Annotated in this window: 19 protein-coding genes and 4 pseudogenes; 18 read left to right on the forward strand and 5 right to left on the reverse strand. The window is 35.2% G+C overall.

Annotated features, from left to right (window positions below):
* Positions 1-48: 48 nt before the first annotated feature.
* Complete coding sequence (locus tag ACX9TM_RS06160; RefSeq protein WP_001213071.1) at positions 49-948, forward strand: fumarylacetoacetate hydrolase family protein; 900 nt, start codon at positions 49-51, stop codon at positions 946-948.
* Positions 949-984: 36 nt separating this feature from the next.
* Here ACX9TM_RS06160 and ACX9TM_RS06165 read toward each other — a convergent pair whose 3' ends face one another.
* A complete protein-coding gene (locus ACX9TM_RS06165) occupies positions 985-1,266 on the reverse strand; it encodes a hypothetical protein (protein ID WP_065382234.1) in 282 nt (93 codons plus the stop codon).
* A 110-nt stretch (positions 1,267-1,376) separates the two neighbouring features.
* The gene (gene rocD, locus ACX9TM_RS06170; RefSeq protein ID WP_000616662.1) at positions 1,377-2,567 is read right to left on the reverse strand and encodes an ornithine aminotransferase; all 1,191 of its coding nucleotides are present in this window, start codon (positions 2,565-2,567) and stop codon (positions 1,377-1,379) included.
* Positions 2,568-2,717: 150 nt separating this feature from the next.
* Between rocD and ACX9TM_RS06175 the strand changes: the two genes are divergently transcribed.
* Positions 2,718-3,083, forward strand: a complete 366-nt coding sequence (locus tag ACX9TM_RS06175; protein ID WP_000233494.1) for a YisL family protein — start codon at positions 2,718-2,720, stop codon at positions 3,081-3,083.
* Positions 3,084-3,213: 130 nt separating this feature from the next.
* Here the strand turns inward: ACX9TM_RS06175 and ACX9TM_RS06180 are convergent, their stop codons facing one another.
* A complete protein-coding gene (locus ACX9TM_RS06180) occupies positions 3,214-3,768 on the reverse strand; it encodes a DUF2777 domain-containing protein (protein WP_000616046.1) in 555 nt (184 codons plus the stop codon).
* A 239-nt stretch (positions 3,769-4,007) separates the two neighbouring features.
* Between ACX9TM_RS06180 and asnB the strand changes: the two genes are divergently transcribed.
* From asnB to katB, 3 genes are all read left to right on the forward strand, one after another.
* The gene (gene asnB, locus ACX9TM_RS06185) at positions 4,008-5,855 is read left to right on the forward strand and encodes an asparagine synthase (glutamine-hydrolyzing) (RefSeq protein WP_000334000.1); all 1,848 of its coding nucleotides are present in this window, start codon (positions 4,008-4,010) and stop codon (positions 5,853-5,855) included.
* A gap of 188 nt (positions 5,856-6,043) precedes the next feature.
* Entirely contained in the window at positions 6,044-7,003 is a 960-nt protein-coding gene (gene hemH / locus ACX9TM_RS06190) for a ferrochelatase (RefSeq protein ID WP_000727377.1), read from the forward strand.
* A gap of 59 nt (positions 7,004-7,062) precedes the next feature.
* Entirely contained in the window at positions 7,063-8,529 is a 1,467-nt protein-coding gene (gene katB, locus ACX9TM_RS06195) for a catalase KatB (RefSeq protein WP_001069177.1), read from the forward strand.
* A gap of 267 nt (positions 8,530-8,796) precedes the next feature.
* Here the strand turns inward: katB and ACX9TM_RS06200 are convergent, their stop codons facing one another.
* Complete coding sequence (locus ACX9TM_RS06200) at positions 8,797-10,029, reverse strand: ammonium transporter (RefSeq protein ID WP_001055855.1); 1,233 nt, start codon at positions 10,027-10,029, stop codon at positions 8,797-8,799.
* Between the two features lie 158 nt (positions 10,030-10,187).
* Here ACX9TM_RS06200 and ACX9TM_RS06205 point away from each other — a divergent pair, with 158 nt between their 5' ends.
* Both ACX9TM_RS06205 and ACX9TM_RS06210 read left to right on the forward strand, forming a co-directional pair.
* The gene (locus tag ACX9TM_RS06205) at positions 10,188-11,543 is read left to right on the forward strand and encodes an alpha-amylase family glycosyl hydrolase (protein ID WP_013141814.1); all 1,356 of its coding nucleotides are present in this window, start codon (positions 10,188-10,190) and stop codon (positions 11,541-11,543) included.
* A gap of 305 nt (positions 11,544-11,848) precedes the next feature.
* Positions 11,849-12,745 (forward strand): helix-turn-helix domain-containing protein, encoded by an 897-nt coding sequence (locus tag ACX9TM_RS06210; RefSeq protein ID WP_000397889.1) that lies wholly within the window; start codon positions 11,849-11,851, stop codon positions 12,743-12,745.
* Between the two features lie 864 nt (positions 12,746-13,609).
* Here the strand turns inward: ACX9TM_RS06210 and ACX9TM_RS06215 are convergent.
* The gene (locus ACX9TM_RS06215) at positions 13,610-14,101 is read right to left on the reverse strand and encodes a YajQ family cyclic di-GMP-binding protein (RefSeq protein ID WP_001040149.1); all 492 of its coding nucleotides are present in this window, start codon (positions 14,099-14,101) and stop codon (positions 13,610-13,612) included.
* A 230-nt stretch (positions 14,102-14,331) separates the two neighbouring features.
* Between ACX9TM_RS06215 and ACX9TM_RS06220 the strand changes: the two genes are divergently transcribed.
* The 11 genes and pseudogenes from ACX9TM_RS06220 to ACX9TM_RS06270 all read left to right on the forward strand — a co-directional run.
* Complete coding sequence (locus ACX9TM_RS06220) at positions 14,332-15,186, forward strand: CvfB family protein (protein WP_000281265.1); 855 nt, start codon at positions 14,332-14,334, stop codon at positions 15,184-15,186.
* 285 nt (positions 15,187-15,471) lie between these two features.
* A complete protein-coding gene (locus ACX9TM_RS06225; RefSeq protein ID WP_063220273.1) occupies positions 15,472-15,822 on the forward strand; it encodes a hypothetical protein in 351 nt (116 codons plus the stop codon).
* Positions 15,810-16,244, forward strand: a complete 435-nt coding sequence (locus ACX9TM_RS06230) for a WapI family immunity protein (RefSeq protein WP_224742196.1) — start codon at positions 15,810-15,812, stop codon at positions 16,242-16,244. The genes ACX9TM_RS06225 and ACX9TM_RS06230 overlap by 13 nt, the downstream gene beginning before the upstream one ends.
* A gap of 217 nt (positions 16,245-16,461) precedes the next feature.
* Positions 16,462-16,660 (forward strand): annotated as a pseudogene (locus ACX9TM_RS06235) (ribonuclease E inhibitor RraB); the annotation flags it as partial.
* A 65-nt stretch (positions 16,661-16,725) separates the two neighbouring features.
* Positions 16,726-17,466 (forward strand): annotated as a pseudogene (locus ACX9TM_RS06240) (RHS repeat-associated core domain-containing protein); the annotation flags it as partial.
* Positions 17,467-17,475: 9 nt separating this feature from the next.
* Positions 17,476-17,718, forward strand: a complete 243-nt coding sequence (locus ACX9TM_RS06245) for a hypothetical protein (RefSeq protein WP_000426143.1) — start codon at positions 17,476-17,478, stop codon at positions 17,716-17,718.
* A 226-nt stretch (positions 17,719-17,944) separates the two neighbouring features.
* Positions 17,945-18,230: pseudogene (locus tag ACX9TM_RS06250) on the forward strand (RHS repeat-associated core domain-containing protein); the annotation flags it as partial.
* A gap of 355 nt (positions 18,231-18,585) precedes the next feature.
* Positions 18,586-18,927, forward strand: coding sequence for a hypothetical protein (locus ACX9TM_RS06255; protein WP_000241493.1), 342 nt, complete (start codon positions 18,586-18,588; stop codon positions 18,925-18,927).
* A gap of 225 nt (positions 18,928-19,152) precedes the next feature.
* Positions 19,153-19,905, forward strand: a complete 753-nt coding sequence (locus ACX9TM_RS06260; protein ID WP_000129999.1) for an RHS repeat domain-containing protein — start codon at positions 19,153-19,155, stop codon at positions 19,903-19,905.
* The gene (locus ACX9TM_RS06265) at positions 19,889-20,539 is read left to right on the forward strand and encodes a hypothetical protein (protein ID WP_063220269.1); all 651 of its coding nucleotides are present in this window, start codon (positions 19,889-19,891) and stop codon (positions 20,537-20,539) included. The genes ACX9TM_RS06260 and ACX9TM_RS06265 overlap by 17 nt, the downstream gene beginning before the upstream one ends.
* 202 nt (positions 20,540-20,741) lie before the next feature.
* Positions 20,742-21,595 (forward strand): annotated as a pseudogene (locus ACX9TM_RS06270) (RHS repeat-associated core domain-containing protein); the annotation flags it as partial.
* Positions 21,596-21,627 lie beyond the last annotated feature (32 nt).

Genomic DNA, 21,627 nt, shown 5'->3' on the forward strand with positions numbered 1-21,627 from the left:
TGCGAATACAATTAAAGGGTATGAGTTTTAGGATGGAGAGTGGAAATATTGCGTTTTGTAACGGCGAAGAAAGAAGAAAAGGTATTTGTAGGTATTGTAGATGAAGAAGAAGAAAAGGTATTACACTTAAGAGAAGCGCAAAGACAAAAAGGGGAAAAGGTTACAATCCCTATTACAATGTTAGAGTGTATTGAAAGAGGGACTGAATGCTTTGAGAAAGTATGTGAAATTGTAAATTGGGCAAAAGAGAACGGGGAAGCGGCGTATTATCCGTTAACAGAGGTGAAAATATTAGCGCCGATTCCAAGGCCAAGAAAGAATATTTTGTGCGTTGGAAAAAACTATCGTGAGCATGCGGTAGAAATGGGCGGAGTAGAGTCTATTCCAGAAAATATAATGATCTTTACGAAAGCCCCAACAACAGTTATTGGCATAAATGAGCAAATTAATGGTCACCCTCATGCAACGGACGAACTAGATTATGAAGGAGAATTAGCTATCATTATTGGTAAGCGAGGGAAGCAAATAAAAAAAGAAAAAGCGCTTGAGCATGTTTTTGGTTATACGATTATCAATGATGTAACAGCTCGAGACATTCAAAGAAAACATAAACAGTTTTTCCTTGGGAAAAGCTTCGATACATTTTGTCCGATGGGACCGTATTTAATTCATAAATCGGTGGTTAATGCGCCGAATGCATTACACATTGAAACGGTAGTAAATGGAGAAGTAAGGCAAACTTCTAACACAAATAAAATGATTTTTTCAATAGAAGAAATTATTTCAACGATAAGTAAAGGAATGACTTTAGAACCAGGTGATATTATCGCAACAGGAACGCCGGCTGGTGTCGGAAAAGGTTTTACACCACCGAAGTTTTTACATGCTGGTGATGAAGTGGTCATTACAGTAGAAGGAATTGGTACTTTACGAAATGTAGTGAAATAAAGAAAAGAGCTATCTTGTTAAAAGATAGCTCTTTTTTTATGGCCTTGGGTTATAGAGGTAATCGATAACGGCAAAAGTGTAAAGACCAATGAATGCAAGTGTACAAATGCCAAATAGTATAACCGTAAGTGTGCTTTTTTCTCGTCCAAAACCAATGATAGTAAGAATAACAGCAGTCCAAAATGATGCTTTCAGTAGTGTGAGTGTAGTAGGAGTTGAGTAATGAAGCCATGTTGTGGAAAGTAGGAAACCAAAGAATGTAACTAAAATAAAAGCTGTAGCTAAATAGTTAATATGTTTACCATATCTTAATAGCATGTCGCACCTCCTTTACGATTTTAAAATACAGAAAATTACAATTTCATCTTAATATAAATGAATATAAAAAGAAAGAGGTTGTCCCAACATGTCGGACAACCTCTCTATCATTACGATAATACAGCTTTAATTTTTTGGAATGCCCACTCTAAATCTTCTTCAGAGATTACTAGAGGTGGTGCGATACGAATTACATTTTCGTGTGTTTCTTTACATAATAGACCAGCTGCTTTTAGTTGTTCACAGTAAGGACGAGCTGGCTCGTTTAATTCGATACCGATGAATAAACCTTTACCACGAACTTCAGTGATCATTGGGTTATCAATCTCTTTTAATTGCCCAACTAATTTTTCACCTAATTGAAGAGAACGCTCTGTTAATTTTTCTTCTTCTAACACTTCAAGAGCCGCGATAGAAACAGCACATGCAAGTGGATTACCACCGAATGTAGAACCGTGAGAACCTGGCTCAAATACACCTAAAATGTCGCGGTTTGCTGCTACGCAAGAGATTGGGAACACACCGCCGCCAAGTGCTTTACCAAGTATGTACATGTCAGGAGTTACATTGTCCCAGTCACAAGCAAATACTTTACCAGTACGGCCTAAGCCAGTTTGGATTTCATCTGCTACAAATAAAACGTTTTCTTTTTTACATACTTCAAAAGCTTCTTTTAAGTAACCAGTTGGTGGGATATTAATTCCTGCTTCACCTTGAATTGGCTCTAAAATGAATGCTGCTGTGTTTGGTGTAATTGCGGCTTTTAATGCTTCTAAATCACCGTAAGGAATTACAACGATGCCAGGAAGCATTGGACCGAATCCACGCTTGTACTCTTCATTTGAAGACATAGAAACAGAACCCATTGTACGTCCGTGGAAGTTATCTTCACAAACGATGATTTCAGCACGGTTTGCTTCCACTTTCTTCACATCATAAGCCCAGCGACGAACTGTTTTAATTGCAGTTTCAACAGCTTCAGCACCTGTATTCATTGGAAGTACCATTTCTTTATTAGTTAGTTTCGCAACTTTTTCGTACCAAGGACCTAATTGATCGCTATGGAAAGCACGAGAAGTTAACGTAACACGATTAGCTTGGTCAATTAAAGCGTTAATAATTTTCGGGTGACGATGACCTTGGTTTACTGCAGAATATGCACTTAATAAGTCCATATAGCGGTTTCCTTCAGGATCTTCTACCCAAACACCTTCTGCTTTAGAAATAACGATTGGAAGTGGGTGATAGTTATTTGCTCCGTATGTGTCTGTAAGTTCGATAATATCCTTAGTTTGAATCATGATTGTTCCCCCTTTTGTTATTACAAGAAGTTTGTAAATACTCTAAATATTATAGCATTTAAATGTAAAAAAGCGAAACATTTCCTGAAAATAAATGAACATGTTATCATATAGAGTGAAAAAGTGTGAAAAGAGGAGGTAAGGGATACGATGGTACATATGCATATTACAGCATGGGCGTTAGGTTTAATTTTATTCTTCGTTGCGTATTCACTTTATTCAGCAGGAAGAAAAGGGAAAGGTGTACATATGGGGCTTCGCCTAATGTATATCATTATTATTGTGACAGGCTTCATGTTGTACATGAGTATTGTGAAGACAGCAACAGGTAGCATGCACATGTGGTATGGCTTAAAAATGTTAGCTGGTATTTTAGTTATCGGTGGAATGGAAATGGTTCTTGTGAAAATGAGCAAAAACAAACCAACAGGGGCGGTTTGGGGCTTATTTATTGTTGCGCTAGTAGCAGTATTTTACCTTGGGCTGAAATTACCGATTGGCTGGAAAGTATTCTAATAAAAAATAAAGCCACCTTATAATCTCAAAGACTTGGGAGATTATAAGGTGGTTTTTTACTTTATCCCGTAAACATCAGATTGGTGAAGGCTAATAATCAGTGGGCTCCCCCGCTGATTAAAGTTTCACTTTATGTCGCATCGATATGCAACTCTTCTCCATTTACTTTCGTAAAACGGAACATATTTTTATTTGACGTAGTGTGACGGACGAAATGGTGCTGCAGTGTACAGATCATTTCTTCGTTATCAAACAAAAGAATATTTACTCCTTCGCGTGACTCCTCTTGCGGTAAGAAAGATAAATAATTATGACAATACATGCAATCATATAAAGAGTAGTGAAGTGATTGCAATGATTCGGTTAATAATGTGAAGACAGAGTCAGGTAATTCCTCCAGCCATTCATTATAGCTAAGAAGTAACTTTTTTCGAATACGTATCATTTCACCATTTTGCAAATGGTGTTGCTCGTTGGCGATTTGTAATACATCTTGTTCATAGAAACGGGCTGGTAGCCAATTGTTATTATACAAAATTTCAAACCCATCTTCGGCAATATCTTCTAATAAAAACGCTTCATCATTTTCATCATCAAAGAATACCCACTCATTGTTTATATATTCTACATTACCGACTGTATGAGCACGGGGCTGATTATATAAAATATGTTTACGTTGTATCATACACGATTTCTCCTTTATGAAAAGTAGTTATTCCTGTTATAGACAGTTCGTGCATTCTTTATAACTAGACACATATAGACATAGGTGGGCATACAATAAAACACGTTTTACTGAGTGAAAATGCTATTCCATATGTGGATAGTAGGTTATCGTCAAGTTTTTCATTTTTTTGATCCGCACTCACAGGGTGGGGATTACTGCACGTTCGAGAAAAGAAATAAGATGGAAGGATGATTTATATGTGCGGGATTACAGGATGGGTGGATTATAAACGCTCATTAGAAGGAGAAAGAGATGTCGTTACGAAGATGGCTGAGACGTTAGCGAAACGGGGGCCGGATGATAATAAAGTTTGGATTAAAGGAAATGTCGCATTTGGGCATAAGCGGTTAATCGTTGTGGATCCTGAGGGCGGTAAACAGCCGATGACTTGTTTAAAAGATGAAACGAATTACGCCATTTGCTATAACGGTGAACTTTATAACACAGAAGACATTCGAAAGGAATTATTAAGAAGAGGATATACGTTCAAAGGTCATTCTGATACAGAAGTATTATTAGCTTCTTATATTGAATGGAAAGAAGAATGTGTCGATCATTTAAACGGTATATATGCGTTTGCAGTATGGGACGAACAGAAAGAACAAGTATTTATTGCGAGAGATCGATTAGGTGTAAAGCCACTTTTTTATAAATATGATAGCGGACGCTTACTATTTGGTTCGGAGTTAAAAGCGATATTGTCGCATCCAGATGTGAAGGCGGAAGTAACGTTAGAAGGATTATCAGAAATATTCGGGCTCGGACCGTCAAGAACGCCTGGCCACGGTATTTATGCTGGTATAAAAGAATTGCGTCCAGGTCATGCGATGACATTTTCAAAGAACGGTTTGTGTATATGGAGATATTGGAATGTAGAAAGTAAAAAACATGAAGACTCTTTTGAAGAAACAGTAGAGAAAACGCGCTTTTTATTACAAGATGCTATTACAAGACAGCTTGTTTCTGATGTACCACTATGTACTTTTTTATCGGGTGGTGTAGATTCGAGCGCTATTACAGCTATTGCAGCGAAAGAATATGAGAGATCGGGAAAAGGGCAATTACACACGTATTCTATTGATTACGAAGATAATGACAAATACTTTAAAGCGAATGCATTCCAGCCAAATTCAGATGCTCCGTTTATTAATTTAATGACTGAGACATTTCAAACAACCCATCATCGCTGCGTCATTTCGAATGAAAAATTAGCAGAGTATTTAACTGAAGCAGTACTCGTTCGTGATTTGCCTGGTATGGCAGATATCGATTCGTCATTATTATGGTTTTGCCGAGAAATTAAACAAGATTTTGTCGTTGGCTTATCTGGAGAATGTGCAGATGAAATATTTGGTGGATATCCGTGGTTTTATAGAGAAGATGATTTACAATCGAGTGCATTTCCGTGGATGCGTTCTACAGAGGCACGTGAACAACTTCTAAAAAAAGAATGGAGAAATAAATTAAATTTACAACAATATGTACAAAGGCGCTATGAAGAGTCGATTCAAGAAGTTCCTATTTTAGAGGGGGAAAGTCCGCTAGAAGCAAAAAGACGCCAATTATTTTATTTAAATATGATATGGTTTATGACAACATTATTAGACAGAAAAGACCGCATGAGTATGGGAGCGAGCTTAGAAGTACGTGTTCCATTTGCAGATCATCGTCTTGTCGAATATGCGTGGAATATTCCTTGGGAAATGAAAATGTATAAAAACCGCGAAAAAGGTCTATTACGTAAAGCGTTAGAAGGTGTACTTCCACATGACATCTTATATAGAAAGAAGAGTCCTTATCCGAAAACGCACAATCCGCACTATACAAAAGCAGTAACAGTATGGCTTCAAAATCTATTAACGGATAAAGGTTCAATTTTACACGAACTGTTTGATAAAGAGCAGTTGAGCGGATTAATTCAGTCTGGCGGCAGTGCATTTCAAACACCATGGTTTGGTCAATTGATGACTGGGCCACAGCTTTTAGCTCATTTAGCACAAATTCACGTTTGGTTTAAAGAATATGGGGTAAATATTAAAGAATAGGAGAAAAGCGACTTACTTTATAAGTAAGTCGCTTTTTATTAAATAAATTGTCATATAAAATTCAGAATCATATTAGAAAAAATCCTTATTTAGAATAATTATCTTTACGTATTTATTATTAGTTGTTATAATTGGAAACAAATGTTCTTGAAAAAGATTCTCATTTATAAAATTGAGGTGTTATATAGATGAAAAAGAAAAAAATAGGTTTACTCGTAATGGCGTATGGAACACCAGAATCATTAGACGATGTAGAGGCGTATTATACACATATCCGTCACGGGCGTAAGCCATCAGAAGAAGCGCTTGAAGATTTAATTGGGCGCTATAAAGCGATTGGTGGAATTTCGCCGCTTGCAAAAATTACGAAAGAACAGGCGCATAAATTAACAGATTCAATGAATAATATATTTACAGAGTATGAATTTACTTGTTACTTAGGTTTAAAACATACTGCTCCGTTTATAGAAGATGCTGTAGAAGAAATGAAGCGTGATGGGATTGAGCAAACGATTAGTATCGTATTAGCGCCGCATTATTCTACATTTAGCATTAAAGCGTATAATGACCGTGCTATTCGTCTTTCAAAAGAAATCGGTGGTCCTGTTATTGAATCAATTGAACAATGGTATGATGAACCGAAGTTTATTTCGTATTGGGCAGACCAAATAAAAGAAACGTTTACAGAAATTGATGATAAAGAGAAAGCAGTCGTAATTTTTTCAGCGCATAGTTTGCCAGAAAAAATTATTGCAGCAGGAGACCCATATGTAGAACAACTAAAGCATACGGCAGATTTAATTGCAGAAGCTGCAAATATTCAAAACTATACAATCGGTTGGCAAAGTGCTGGGAATACTCCAGATCCGTGGATTGGTCCAGATGTGCAAGATTTAACGAAAGATTTATATGAAGAGCATGGGTACGAATCTTTCATATATTGCCCAGTTGGTTTTGTAGCGGAGCATTTAGAAGTTTTATATGACAACGATTATGAATGTAAAGTTGTAACGGATGAATTAAATGCCAAATATTTTAGACCAAATATGCCGAATGCGCAATCTGCATTTATCGACTGTTTGGCTGAAATTGTTTCCAAAAAAGTGAAGGAAATAGTTGACAAAGATCTAGTTTTGAATAATAATTAGTTTATAATAATTTTAAACAAATAATAATTACTATGAAAGAAAGAGGAGGATCCCCCTAGATGAATCCAAATAATCGCTTAACAACAAACCAAGGTGCTCCAGTTGGAGACAACCAAAATTCTCGTACAGCTGGTCGTCGTGGACCAGTATTATTAGAAGACTATCATTTAGTAGAAAAACTTGCACACTTTGATCGTGAACGTATTCCGGAGCGTGTTGTGCATGCACGTGGTGCAGGTGCTCACGGTGTATTCGTAACGAAAAATAGTATGAAGCAATATACGAAAGCTGCATTTTTACAAAATGAAGGAACTGAAACACCTGTATTTGTTCGTTTTTCAACGGTTATTCATGGTCAAGGTTCTCCTGAAACAGCACGTGACCCACGTGGGTTCGCTGTTAAATTTTATACAGAAGAAGGAAACTACGATATCGTAGGTAATCATTTACCAGTTTTCTTCATTCGTGATGCAATTAAATTCCCTGATATGGTACATTCTTTAAAACCAGCACCTGATACGAATATTCAAACGCCAGATCGTTACTGGGATTTCATGACGTTAAGTCCAGAATCTACACATATGATGACATGGGTATTTTCTGATTACGGTACACCAGCAAGTTATCGTGAAATGGAAGGTTTCGGTGTCCATTCATTTAAATGGATTAATGAAGAAGGTAAAATTGTTTATATTAAATACCACTGGAAACCACAGCAAGGTGTACGTAACTTAAATGCGAAAGAAGTGCAAGAGGTACAAGGGAAAGACTTCAATCATGCTACTCGTGACTTGTTCGACGCGATCGAAAAAGGAAATCACCCGAAATGGGATTTACACGTACAAGTTATGCAATTAGATGAAATGGATTCTTTAGACTTTGATCCACTAGATCCAACGAAAGTATGGCCAGAAGATCGCTTCCCGTTAATTGAAGTAGGGACAATGACGTTAAATCGTAATCCGAAAAACTTCTTTGCAGAAGTAGAACAAGTAGCGTTCTCTCCAAGTGCCACTGTAAATGGTATTGAGCCATCGGAAGATAAATTATTACAAGGTCGTTTATTCTCTTACCCAGATACACAGCGTTATCGTCTTGGTGCAAATTACTTACAAATTCCTGTAAACTGCCCATACGCAGCTGTTCATAATCAACAACGTGATGGTGCGATGCAAGTGAATCAAAACCCATCTACAATCAACTACGAACCGAGCCGTCATGCTGAAAATCCAGTTGAAGACCCAGCTTACCGCGATTCAACTATGAAAGTAGAAGGCTATGTATCTCGTGAAAAAATTGAGAAACCAAATGACTTTAAACAAGCAGGTGAGCGTTACCGTTCATTCTCTAAAGAAGAGCAAGATAACTTAATTGCAAACTTAACAAATGACTTGAAAGACGTAAATGAACGCACGAAATTACTAGCTGTTTGTAACTTCTTCCGTGCAGATCAAGAATACGGTATGCGTTTAGCGCAGGCATTAAATGTTGATATTACGCAATATGTAGGAAATGCTCCGAAATAAATCGGAAAAGACGACTGGGTTTCGGTCGTCTTTTTTATGTGTAAAGTTACACGCAGGTATTCTTCAGTTTCGTTATGTCGGAATTTGTTGGTAAATCGATATCTTGTGTCGAAACGTTGATATATTGAAAGGAACAATCGATATATTTGAAAAATCGTTGATATATCCAAAAAACCGTTAATATATTTCCAGTTATACTAGGTGGGGTATGTTGCCCGGTGCGCAAAAAAGAGATGCAATCTATTACTAATAGATTGCATCTCTTTTTTAGTTCACTCGCTCAGTATACTCATAAGCTTTCTCCCCATGCATCGAAATATCAAGTCCCATATGTTCCTCGTGCTCATCTACCCGGACAGGGAGGAAGAAGTTGATTGCTTTAATAATGGCATACGTCATTATAATTGTGAACGCATATGTTGCGCCGATCGCTACAAGTTGTTTCAACAGCAGCGAGGCGTTTCCGTAAAATAATCCGTTAGCGCCATCGCCGTTTACGGCAGTAGTTGCAAATAATCCTGTCGCAATACCGCCCCAAGTTCCACCGATGCCGTGACATCCGAATGCATCGAGTGTATCGTCGTATCCGAATTTTGTTTTTAAGAAAAAGACCGCTCCGAAGCATAATACGCCGCCAATTGCTCCGATAAGAAGAGCTGAGAAAGGTGTAACGAACCCGCAAGCTGGTGTAATAGCGACTAGACCGGAAACGGCGCCACAAGCAGCTCCCATCGCAGTCGGTTTTGATTGGAAGAACCACTCTGAAAGCATCCAAGTTAATGCTGAGGCAGCAGCGGCTATATTTGTATTAATAAATGCAGTTAAAGCTACGTCGTTTAAGGATAATGCGCTGCCGACGTTAAAACCGAACCAGCCAAACCATAATAAGCCTGCGCCTAACATTGTAAATGGCAAATGGTGAGGAGAAGAACCATTTATGTTTTTTCGTTTTCCGAGGAAAATAGCTAATACAAGACCAGCAACTCCGGAAGTGATGTGAACGACGTTTCCGCCAGCGAAGTCTAGTGCACCAAGTTCCCTTAGCCACCCGCCGACGCCCCATACCCAATGAGCGACAGGATTGTAAACAATCGTTGTCCATAAAAGGATAAAAATAAGAAAGGCAGAAAATCGCATTCTTTCAGCAAATGCACCTGAAATTAAAGCTGGAGTTAAAATGGCGAACATGAGTTGAAACATCATGAATAAATTGTGAGGAATAGTAGATGAGTAGTCTGGATTTGGTGCGTAGGTAACTCCGTTTAGACCGAACCAATCAAGTGTACCGATAAGCCCGTGCCAATCTGGTCCGAATGATAAAGAATAGCCGATAACAATCCATTGAATCGAAACGATAGCCATTGCACTATAACTATGCATCGTTGTACTGAGTACATTTTTGCTGCGAACCATACCTCCATAAAAAAGTGCCAATCCTGGTGTCATCAACATGACCATTACTGTCGTCACAAACATAAAAACTGTATCTCCCATATTCATGAGCTCTCCTCCTATAATGTTAGAAAAAATAACATCGTTTTGTTATGTTTCATATCATATTCGAAAAAGAACTAAAAATCAACTAAAAATTCAGAAAAATATATACATGATGTTAGAAAATGTAACATAGATTATTTTGTGAGGATTGAAATCGACATATGCGTTTCTCTCGGATAATTGGTATAATATTCTTACAATTAAAAACTTGGGGGATGCGTGTGGGAAAAATACGGACTAGGAAACTATTCATTTGTTTTTGCTTAGCTTTTGTTTTGTTTGTACCAATACATACTTTTGCAGACGAAAAAAGAGAGTGGAAAGATGAAGTTATATACTCCATTATGATTGATCGCTTCAATAATGGAGAACCGAAAAATGACAAACAATTAGAAGTTGGTAATTTAGAAGGGTATCAAGGCGGGGATATAAGAGGAATTATAAAAAGGTTGGATTACATAAAAGAAATGGGTTTTACTACCGTTATGCTTTCGCCGCTTTTTGAAAGTGGAAAATACGATGGATTAGACGTGCGAAATTTTAAAAAGGTAAATGAACATTTCGGGACAGACAATGATGTGAAAGAACTTGTAAAAGAAGCTCATGCAAAAGGAATGAAAGTTGTATTTCAATTTCCGCTTGGAGAAAACGAACGACAGGTAATTGACGCAATGAAATGGTGGATAAAAGAAGTTGATTTAGACGGAAGTTATGTTATACATAGTGAAAAAAAGCCGCGTTCCTTTTGGGATAACGCGCAAAAAGATATGCAAGTGATAAAGAAAGATTTTCGTATTATGACAAAGGAGGATAGCGAATACAACGAAAAAATCGTAGAATCGTTTTCCGAAGCGGATGTATCGGTGAAATCGTTATACGATGTGAGTAAAAAAGAAGGGGAATTTGTTACGTTTTTAGATGATCAAGAAACAAAAAGATATGCGCGTATTGCAAAAGAAAATATGTATTATCCGCCATCACGTTTAAAACTGGCGCTTACTTATTTGTTAACATCACCTGGGATTCCGAATTTTTATTACGGAACTGAAATTGCGTTAGATGGAGGAAGTGTACCCGATAATAGACGATTAATGGACTTTAAGTCAGACGAAAAGTTTATGCAACACATAACAAAACTAGGTGAACTTAGGCAGGCGAGACCGTCTTTACGACGCGGTACGTTTGAGCTTCTGTATGATAAGAGCGGGATGAGTATACTAAAACGAAAATATAAAGATGAAGTAACTTTAGTAGCAATTAATAATACGAAAGAAACACAAAAAGTCTCCTTACCTGCAAGTGCAATTGGTGAAAAACAAGAGTTAAGAGGATTGTTGCAGGATGAAATTATAAGAGAGGAAAACGGAAAATTTTATCTCGTTTTAAAGCGTGAAGAATCAAACGTGTATAAAGTTAACGGAGAAACAGGTGTGAATTGGTTATTTATCTCCTTAATCGTTGGTGTGAATGTATTATTTATTGCGTTTCTAATTGCAGTTAAAAGGAAGCGTAGATGAGATGAGAAATTACTCGCTCTATGTTCATGTCTTCTTATTGTATTTGTAAGTTTGTTCGGCGGGGCAATAGTGTTATTCTGTTGATATGAAATTTCTTAAGAGAAACGACGTGAGAATGAAAACGTCCCTAGTGAGAGGAGGGCTAGGTTAGGAAGAGGATTTTCTTCCTAACCTGTTTTTTGTGTTAGCACCGATAGGGAAGAATCTTTGAAGCAATCAATAATTGCAACTATATTAATTTTACATTACATTAAAAGTTAGAGAATACTCTTATACTAATACAGTGCTAAATAGTAGGTGGGAAAATGGAGTTTTACGATTTGGGTATTACCATTAAAGAGCTTAGAATTAAAAAAAATATATCACAATCCGAATTATGTCATGGAATATGTTCGCAAAGTCAAATTAGCAAAATAGAAAAAGGTGTGATTTATCCATCTAGTATATTGTTATATCAATTATCAGAAAGACTTGGTATTGACCCAAATAATATATTTGCATTAACTCAAAACAAAAAATTAAAATATGTAGAAAATGTAAAATGCGTAATAAAAGATTGCTTAAAGCAAAAACAATACAAAGAACTTTATGAAATAGTGAAAAAAGAGAAAAACGAAAATAACTTCCAATCAACAGAAGATAAACAATTTTTAATATGGCATGAAGCGATTGCTATATTTATGGTGGATAAATCAATAAAAACTGCTTTAGATTTTTTAAATAATGCATTAAAATTAACTGTAACTAATTCTGATTTTTTATCAGAAAGAGAAATAGATATTATGCAGACAATTGCTATATTCCATGGGGAAAATAAAGAATATGAAAAAAGTATTAATATATTAAGAAGGTGTTTAACTAATTTTAATAAGTTAGATTTTCCTAGAGATAAAGAAATTAAATTGAAAATTATTTTTAATTTAGCAAAAATTTTAGGTCATGCAAATCAACATGAAGAGGCAGTAAAATACAATGATATGGGTATCAAACTAGCTATTAATCTAAATACTTTATATTTACTAGGTGAATTATACTATGGAAAAGCTTGGAATTTATTGAAACTTAAACAACCTAATGAAGAAGATGTTGCAAATAACATGAAAAAAGCATTATTTATATTTGAACTAACAGAAAAAGAAAATCTGATAAAAATGGTTAAAGAAAAATATTTTGAAAACCAAACTGAAAAAAGTCACTCATAATTCATTTGGAAATCACTTGAAATATAATAAAACCTACAGGGGAAATCTCTGTAGGTTTTATACTTATAAACTTGCTTCTAAAATATTAGTGCTTAATATAAATTTTTGAATAAGAGTTTACTTAGCGCTTTAGTGTACTTTTTATTTTGAAGTCTGCATCTTTATTAACAATTTATGCTTCTTTTTAATTACATCCAAATATTGTTAAGATTGAGATGGTTCAAGTCGGAGGAAGGCACTTTGAGGTGTCTTTTTTTTATGACCTTTATCATTAACTATTTAATGTTTTTTAAATGATTACATGACATATTTTTTTTGTACCAAGCTTTGTTGATACAGTTAGATTTATCCGTTAGTGTATTCGTATTATTAGAACATCCTACAGTATTTAGGGAGAATGTGGCTAATAAAAACCATAATATTAATTTCTTCAAAAAACCACTTCTAACTCTTTTTTAATTAACATTTTTTAGACCCTTACTAATTTTACATTACATTAAAGGTTGGGAAATATTCTTATACTCATAAATTGTTACGTTTTGGCGGGGAGAGGAATTATGAGTTACAGCGATTTTTAAGATGACTTTGGCCCAGGATGTGGTTATTAAGAAAAGTAATTCAAATTGAAGGGGAAACGTCTTAAGGTATATTTTTCTTATTTTCAATAAGGTCTGCTAAATACATGCATAAAACAAATTCTACAATAAGGCCTAGTTTAATCATGTGCTCACTTGTAAAGTATTCGTATGGTTAGACTCTGTTCACTTAGTGATTTTCACCGCATATACCATTTTTCTATGGTTTGTTCTCGGAATATTGTCTCTACAAAACAAAAAACTCCTCTAATTAAGAGGAGTTTTCTTTTTAGCGGTAGTTAATGAACTGTACGTCGATTGGTAAATCAGCGCTACGAACAGCTGCGATTACTGCTTGTAAGTCATCACGGCTTTTCGCTGTAACACGTACTTGATCATCTTGTACTTGTGTTTTTACTTTTAATTTCATTTCTTTAATGATGTTGTTAATTTTTTTCGCGTTATCTTTATCGATACCTTGTTGAAGTGTTGCGCGTTGGCGAACAGTGTTGCCAGTTGCAGCTTCAACTTTTCCGTAATCTAAGTTCTTAATTGGAACGTTACGTTTTACAAGTTTAGAGATAAGAACGTCTTTTACTTGCTCTAATTTAAACTCGTCATCAGAAGTTAAAACAAGTACTTCTTTTTCTAATTTAATATCACTTTTACTTCCTTTAAAGTCATATCGGTTTTGGATTTCTTTTAATGCGATGTTAATTGCGTTTGTTACTTCAGGTAATTCTACTTTCGAAACGATGTCAAAAGAACTATCTTTTGCCATAGTTAGCACCTCCAAATAAATTTCTAATCTTGTTATGTACTGTACATACTAAAGTATAGCTGAAAACGAGTCTAGACTTAAGTGTTTTCGTACTTATATTCATGTAACCTTATTTTATTATAGTGAATTTTGGGCAGTTGGACAAATACAGGAAAAATCATGTTATAATTAACTTTTGTTTGGAATGATAAAAAAGATAATTTTATATATATAGAAGGGAATTAAAAAATATGTATTTGCAAATAGGATCGATTGAACAGGTAACTGTTTTACGCGAAACGGAAATTGGATATATGGTTGGGAATGAAGAAGAAGAAATTTTCCTACATAAAAACGAAGTAGCTGGAGAAATTGAAGAAGGCGATACGATTGACGTATTCTTATACCTTGATCACCAAAATCGTATTTCAGCAACAATGAAGGAGCCAATTATTACAACTTATGATTGGAACTGGGTAAAGGTTGTAGAAGTTATTCCTAGTTTAGGTGTGTTTGTTGATATTGGTGTGTCAAAAGATATACTAATTCCAGCTGATGAGTTCCCGATTTATATGCCAGTATGGCCAGAAGTAGGCGACGAATTATATTGTACGTTAAAATTAACGAATCGTGATCGTTTAATTGCTCTTCCAGCAAGAGATAGTGATATGCAAGAAATCGTTGTAGATGCGACACCATCTATGCGTAATAAAAACGTAAATGGACGTGTGTATCGTTCACTTCAAGTTGGTTCGTTCGTATTAACAGATGAGCATTTCCGTGCATTTTTACATCATACAGAAAGAAAAGAGCAAGTTCGCATCGGTCAGCGTGTAACGGGACGTATTATTGATGTAAAAGATGACGGTACAATTAACATTTCACTTCTTCCTCGTAAAGAAGAAGGAATGGAAGATGATGCTGCAGTAATTTATGCATATATGGAAGAACGAGGCGGAGCAATGCCGTTTTGGGATAAGAGCCATCCAGAAGATATTAAAGAACGCTTTAACATGAGTAAAGCTGCATTTAAGCGCGCACTTGGTAAGTTGATGAAAGAAGAAAAGGTTTACCAAGAAGAAGGCTGGACTTACTTTAAGAAATAAAGTAAATGAAAAAAGAACTATTCTTTCTCTGAATTTTTAAGAGAAGAGATAGTTCTTTTTTATTATAAAGTAGATAAAAAGTAAATAAAGTGTAATAAAACGTTTAATCTACAAATATTTTACTGTATTTATAAGGAAAAAAGAATATAAAATGGTAAATTGTCGGAAAATATACATTTTTAGAAAAAATGTCACAATATTGTCATTTTTATGTTGAACCCCCTCGGGAAATTCTTTAAATTGTTAATTGTAAGAATAAAACCGATGCGAATTAGGGGTGAATGTATGGAAAAGAGGCCAGTTAAGAAAAAATGGTATAGGCAATTAATCCAACTTATCGTAGTTGCACTAGGTGGAGTTGGAAGAGTTGGCTATTTCGCAGCAAAATTAAAATATAGTATTCATGCGACAGAGCACTTAGCGAACCCAGCGCGTCAAATGTCTAAATCTGCTACAGTATTAGTTCGAAGTTTTGGTAGAAAGCATATAGATAAAAGAAATCCACATGACCGATTTGTGCAAACGTTAGGTAAAAAACATATTGTTGTATCAAAAACTAAAAAAAATAACATTATTAGTCTAGGGCATCGCTCGAAGAAGGATAAAAATTGGAAGAAGGTGGAATGGTGGAAATAAAAAAAGAAATTGAGTTGGTGTTTTTAGGGGATGAAAAAAAGATAACCATTGTATCATTTGGGTCTATGTATCCAAATGATGATGAGCTGTATTTACGTGATTTACAACTGAATTTCTTAGCTGTATCCTCGAATAATATTCATTATGAGTGTAAAGGGCCAATGTTTTTGACGAGTGAAATAATTAAATTTGGGGAAGAACTAGAAGCATTACTACGAAAAGATATTAAGGAAGCTGTATTAAGTGCTGATGAAGAGGAAATAGAATTTAAAGTGAAGCTAAAAAAAAATCGATTTTTAGTATACTTTACTTTTGTTAAAAATGATTTGATTAATGAAAAATGGGAGTATGAAACATCATTCGGGATGGAAGTAAAAGTTGTAGAAGAGATGTGTTGTAAAATAAAAAAAATATATAGTTAATTAGGAGGTCATTGAAAAAGTCCACTTAAAAAGAAAAAGGAGTTCATCACCTACTATTTACAGGGGATGAACTCCTTTTTTCGAAATAATCACTTTTTTGGTGGAGGGTTTGATAAAATGATTTCTTATGGTATTTATTACAAAGGCTATGAATCTAATAAAAGGGTATAGTTATTAAAGACTGCTTGTATTTATTGATAGCAAGGAGGGGATGATAATGAAATTCCTAAAATATGAAGATGGACAAGTATTAAATATGTTATATAAACAAGGTATAGACTTTAATAAAACACACATAGTGGATTTCTTTATTGTAATTCCTAATCAAGACAATAGGGAAAAGTAATTGGCAGATTACAAGCATTGGATTTAAAGTGTGAATTAGTTTTAATGAAGAATTTGAAGATAGGGATTGCGCGTTATTATAATCCAGACCATGGTGTGTTCTTATCGGTGGATCCTGGATCCGGGTGATGAAGATGATCCGGTTACGATGACGAATCAGGATAAAGAAGTTGTAGCAACGTATGAATATGATGCATGGGGTAACGTCTTAAAGAGCGAAGCAAAAGGAATCGCAGCAGACAACCCATTCGGATATGCGGGATACATGTATGATAAAGAGATTGGTATGTATTACTTGATTGCAAGATACTATAACCCAGACCATGGTGTGTTCTTATCGGTGGATCCAGATCCGGGTGATAGTGATGATCCAGTGACGCAGAATGGGTATACGTATGGTGATAATAATCCGGTGATGATGGTGGATCCGGATGGACATTGGGCATATCGCTTTTGGGGTACGACGCCGATGCCGTATCATAATAATCGGACAGCATATGCACATGTTAAGGGAGTTAAGTCTGGGTTGGTTGCGGTAAGAGATAGTTATGCAGGATTTGTTGGAATGGGAAATGGATTGAATAAGGCATTTACTTTTGGTGTCGGCTGGGCTTTTGGATGGAAAACATCTAAAAATAACTCAAAAAAGAAAATTGCAAACTTATCTCCTGGACAGCGTGTTGCAAAACAGCAAATCATAAAAAATACAGTGAAATCAGCGGCTAAAGGGGCGTTTTTTGTTGGTAGTAAAGCTGTTGGAGGAATAGGGCTTATCCCGGACTTGGTAGTTTATGTAGATGGATATTATAAAGGATATAAAAAAGGATATACGGAGTATAGAACGAAAAAAACTAATTCTAAGAAAAGGAGGAAGTAGATTAGTAATATGGAGATGACACAGATATTTATTGGTGTATATAATGTTGTTTTAATTTTAGTTGTATTAGCGATTATGTTAAAAAAGAAACAATATAAAGTGGTAACGGTGTTAGTAGTGAGTCTAATATATATATTCATAGCAACCTTTACTCCATATAGATCGTTCTTTAGTAATACAATGAATGTATTAATAGTGATCTCTTTGATGATTAGTGGAATATTAGCTAGTATGTTTGAAAAAGAAAAATAAAGTAAAGTTGATTCAGTGTATCTCAAAATTTAAACAGGTAGTTTAATTTTGGGATACACTTTTTTATTTAAAATAACACCTTCCTGCTACTACAATTTTTGATTTGGGACGAAATTTGAGTAGTTGTTTAGAGAGTCGAAATGATGCTAGATTACATTCAATAGCATTAGATAGTTTATGTAATCCACTATGTCATTTAGAGGGGGCATACCTAGCTGCTTTTTATCATGCAAATAGAGAAGTTGTAGCAACGTATGAATATGATTCGTGGGGTAACGTACTAAAGAGCGACGTAAAAGGTATCGCAGCGGACAATCCATTTGGATATGCGGGATACATGTATGATAAAGAAATTGGCATGTATTATCTAATTGCGCGTTACTATAACCCAGAGCATGGTGTGTTCTTATCGGTGGATCCTGATCCGGGTGATGAAGATGACCCAATTACCATGAATGGGTATACGTATGGTGATAATAATCCGGTGATGATGGTGGATCCGGATGGGTATAAGGCAAAAAAAGTTGTAAGTGGATATAAATATTGGAAAAAAGGTAAGCATGAATATTACCAAAGAAGTTATAAGCAAACTAAATTTAATTATTATTCAGGACAAATTGCGAGAGCAGTTGTCAGTTTTAATGCTGGTAATGTAGTTAAGAACATTGGTTTAAAATATATAAAAGCTCCAAGTCGACAGAAGAGTTTAGAGATAGTAGGGGGCTAGTATGTTGGGGGAAAATTTATAAAGCCAGTCCCAGAACCGGGTACTAAAATTACTTTAACTTATAGAAAAAAATTGAATTCTAAACAGTGGTATTTAAAATATGACGAAGGTAAATCAAAAGGGAAATGGAAGAAAGCCAAATGGTAAAAGTGAATAATATGCTTAAAAGGTTCAGAATTATTGATTTGCTATTTATATATATAGTAGCTTATGTTTTAGTAGATCAGCCTTCGGATTTGAAAAAGATAGTCTTCTTTCTTGCTGGCATTACCATATTTATACTAGAGAAAGTTATGCTGTCTTCAAAAAAATTCAATCAATATTTAAAAAATGTCAGGGAAGGATTTATATCTGATGTACTGATAGGAGTGTTGTTTTTTTGGTATATCTTTAATGTTCTTAATATAGCTACTTTACTTGTTTTATTAATAATTTGTATTTTGAAATTCAAGGAAGATATTGATGTGCTTTTGCGTAAGTAAATAGTTTTCTCTTGAATTTATTATTGGCCTATGGATTAACACGAATGGAAACAGAGCAAATTGAAACATTAATAGATTATAAAATTAAGGGAAGAGGCGAGAAAATGTCTTCTTCCTTTTCTATACACATGGAATGAAGCAGATGGCTCTGTTGCAAAGTTTTTTACAGATAGAAAGTTAGGATGGGGCATATACGTTTACAACAAAGACGGTGTCCGCCTAGCAATGACCGACAAAGATGGACAAATAGTCGCAAGCTATGAATATGACGCATGGGGTAACGTCTTAAAGAGCGAAGCAAAAGGAATCGCAGCAGACAATCCATTTGGATATGCCGGATACATGTATGATAAAGAGATTGGCATGTATTACCTGATTGCGAGATACTATAATCCAGAACATGGTGTGTTTTTATCGGTGGATCCTGATCCGGGCGATGAGGATGACCCGGTTACAATGAATGGGTATACGTATGCGGATAATAATCCAGTCATGCTGACCGATCCAGATGGTCATTTTGCTTGGATGGCATTGAACGCAGGTTTTGCGGCTTATGATGGTTATAAAGCGTATAAAAAGAATGGCTGGAAAGCAGCTGCAGTAGCTGTTGGTGCTGGATTAGTTGGTGGGGCAGCTTATAAAGGTGCAAAATTAGCATATAACACATTTAAATATGGTACAAAGCTTAAGTTTACTAATATTACGACAAAGAAATCCAAGCCTAATTTTCAGGCGAATATAAGTCTATGCCAATTACACAATAGATTGGGAAAAGCAGGATGGAATCAAGAAACATTTTACAAAAATGGTTTGCAAATTAGGAATTTCACTAAAAATGGAAGGAAAATAACTACTCGCGATGGATCTAGTGGTGGTTTTAATACTGCTGATTATTATCCAAGAGGGAAGAAGAAAAAGAATAATGTTATTAAGTTTAGGTTAAAGGGAAAGGGGAAAAAGGTTGAAAAAAATAGATAGCTTATTTCAGCTTACCGAGAACGAGTATAGTTCTGTTTATACAAGGATTGCCGAGATAGTAGATATGGAAAAAAGTTTACCAGAGTATGTAGTAAGAGGTGATCTTGATAAATATGTATTGTTATTTAGTGACTATGAATTTGATGAAGATGAATTTCTTGATTCGTTAAAACAAATAGGCGAAGTTTTAGGAGAGCGTACGGCATATATATGTACAAAACAAACCTTTCAATATCGAACCTTTCTATTTTTTACTAAGAGTGGATATTATGATGAAGATGTAAAAAAGGCAGCAAAGTTTGATGTAAATATATCATCAGAAGACTATTGGGACATAATCACATGGCGGGAAGAAAAGGATGGAAAAGAGTTCGGATTATCACTGCGTGATCATTATGTACTGTATATACTATTTTCTTCTGGAAAGGTGTTATTGGTGATCGATGTTCATAATGAAGTGGCATTGTTAATTAGTGAAAAAGATATTTATAGAGAGCAGATGATTGATTCCATGATATGGAAGACTCTTTCTGATTTTCTTATTGAAACGGAGGAGTACCATAAAGAAATTTTTCGCGATGGAGGAAAAAGGTATAGGAAAGCTTTAATTGAAAACTATGCTGGTCTGCAATAAAGGAATGACAATGCAAGTATTGAAAGTAGTAATATTTTATACATGTCGTTCTAGGATTATAAAATTAATTCATTGCTAATATTCTTTTTAATGATGAGTGGGATATAAAGTTTTATAGATTCAGTGCATCTCGAAAATTAAACAGGTAATTTTTGAGATGCACTTTTTATTTTAAATAATCTATTATTCTTAAGGAAGGGGTAGTATTCCACCGTTATATGGGATAGATGGAAATGGGACTGCCCTTCGTCAATATATGCATTTAATAAATGGTGTACGTGGAGCAATGAAATCACGAAGACAAACAGTATACTACAACTTCTTCATGGTGACGTAGTCGCGATGACAGATCAAAATAGGGAAGCTGTAGCAACGTATGAATAGGATTCGTGGGGTAACGTATTAAAGAGTGATACGAAAGGTATCGCAGCAGACAATCCATTTGGATATGCGGGATACATGTATGATAAAGAAATTGGCATGTATTATCTGATTGCGAGATACTATAATCCAGAACATGATGTGTTTTTATCGGTGTGTCCTGATCCGGGTGATGAAGATGATCCTGTGACGCAGAATGGGTATACGTATGGTGATAATAATCCAGTGATGATGGTGGATCCAGATGGGCATTGGGTGTGGTTTGCAGTAAATGCTGGTTTTGCAGCTTATGATGGCTATAAAGCTTATAAATCAGGAAAGGGTTGGAAAGGGGTAGCAAAAGCTGCAGCTATAGGCGCAATTGGCGGAGGAAAATTAAAACTAACAAAAACAATTACAAAACCGGTTTATTTTACAAAGTTATTAGGAAAAAATGCAAGAGCGCATAAATCAAGAATTAATAAGGATTTGCCAGGTGGAAAAGCTGTTGCAAAAAGTATTTTTAGACATTATACAAAAGGGCAAAAGGTGATAAATCATAGAAAAGGAAATTCAGTTAGAAGACATACTAAAGACAATCGAATTCAAATTAGAATGGTAAAACGTAAAGATGGCACGTGGAAAGTTAATTTAGATATTAAAAGAAAAAGAATATACGAAGATATTCATTTTTAAGTATATAATACTGAAATTTTAATTAGGAGTGA

Source organism: Bacillus sp. LH1 (genome assembly GCF_057924895.1).

Coding starts and splice junctions, on each gene's coding strand:
- ACX9TM_RS06165 (WP_065382234.1), bottom strand. CDS start 1,266: ATGCTATTAAGATATGGTAAACATATTAACTATTTAGCTACAGCTTTT.
- rocD (WP_000616662.1), bottom strand. CDS start 2,567: ATGATTCAAACTAAGGATATTATCGAACTTACAGACACATACGGAGCA.
- ACX9TM_RS06175 (WP_000233494.1), top strand. CDS start 2,718: ATGGTACATATGCATATTACAGCATGGGCGTTAGGTTTAATTTTATTC.
- ACX9TM_RS06180 (WP_000616046.1), bottom strand. CDS start 3,768: ATGATACAACGTAAACATATTTTATATAATCAGCCCCGTGCTCATACA.
- asnB (WP_000334000.1), top strand. CDS start 4,008: ATGTGCGGGATTACAGGATGGGTGGATTATAAACGCTCATTAGAAGGA.
- hemH (WP_000727377.1), top strand. CDS start 6,044: ATGAAAAAGAAAAAAATAGGTTTACTCGTAATGGCGTATGGAACACCA.
- katB (WP_001069177.1), top strand. CDS start 7,063: ATGAATCCAAATAATCGCTTAACAACAAACCAAGGTGCTCCAGTTGGA.
- ACX9TM_RS06200 (WP_001055855.1), bottom strand. CDS start 10,029: ATGAATATGGGAGATACAGTTTTTATGTTTGTGACGACAGTAATGGTC.
- ACX9TM_RS06205 (WP_013141814.1), top strand. CDS start 10,188: ATGCGTTTCTCTCGGATAATTGGTATAATATTCTTACAATTAAAAACT.
- ACX9TM_RS06210 (WP_000397889.1), top strand. CDS start 11,849: ATGGAGTTTTACGATTTGGGTATTACCATTAAAGAGCTTAGAATTAAA.
- ACX9TM_RS06215 (WP_001040149.1), bottom strand. CDS start 14,101: ATGGCAAAAGATAGTTCTTTTGACATCGTTTCGAAAGTAGAATTACCT.
- ACX9TM_RS06220 (WP_000281265.1), top strand. CDS start 14,332: ATGTATTTGCAAATAGGATCGATTGAACAGGTAACTGTTTTACGCGAA.
- ACX9TM_RS06225 (WP_063220273.1), top strand. CDS start 15,472: ATGGAAAAGAGGCCAGTTAAGAAAAAATGGTATAGGCAATTAATCCAA.
- ACX9TM_RS06230 (WP_224742196.1), top strand. CDS start 15,810: ATGGTGGAAATAAAAAAAGAAATTGAGTTGGTGTTTTTAGGGGATGAA.
- ACX9TM_RS06245 (WP_000426143.1), top strand. CDS start 17,476: ATGGAGATGACACAGATATTTATTGGTGTATATAATGTTGTTTTAATT.
- ACX9TM_RS06255 (WP_000241493.1), top strand. CDS start 18,586: ATGGTAAAAGTGAATAATATGCTTAAAAGGTTCAGAATTATTGATTTG.
- ACX9TM_RS06260 (WP_000129999.1), top strand. CDS start 19,153: ATGACCGACAAAGATGGACAAATAGTCGCAAGCTATGAATATGACGCA.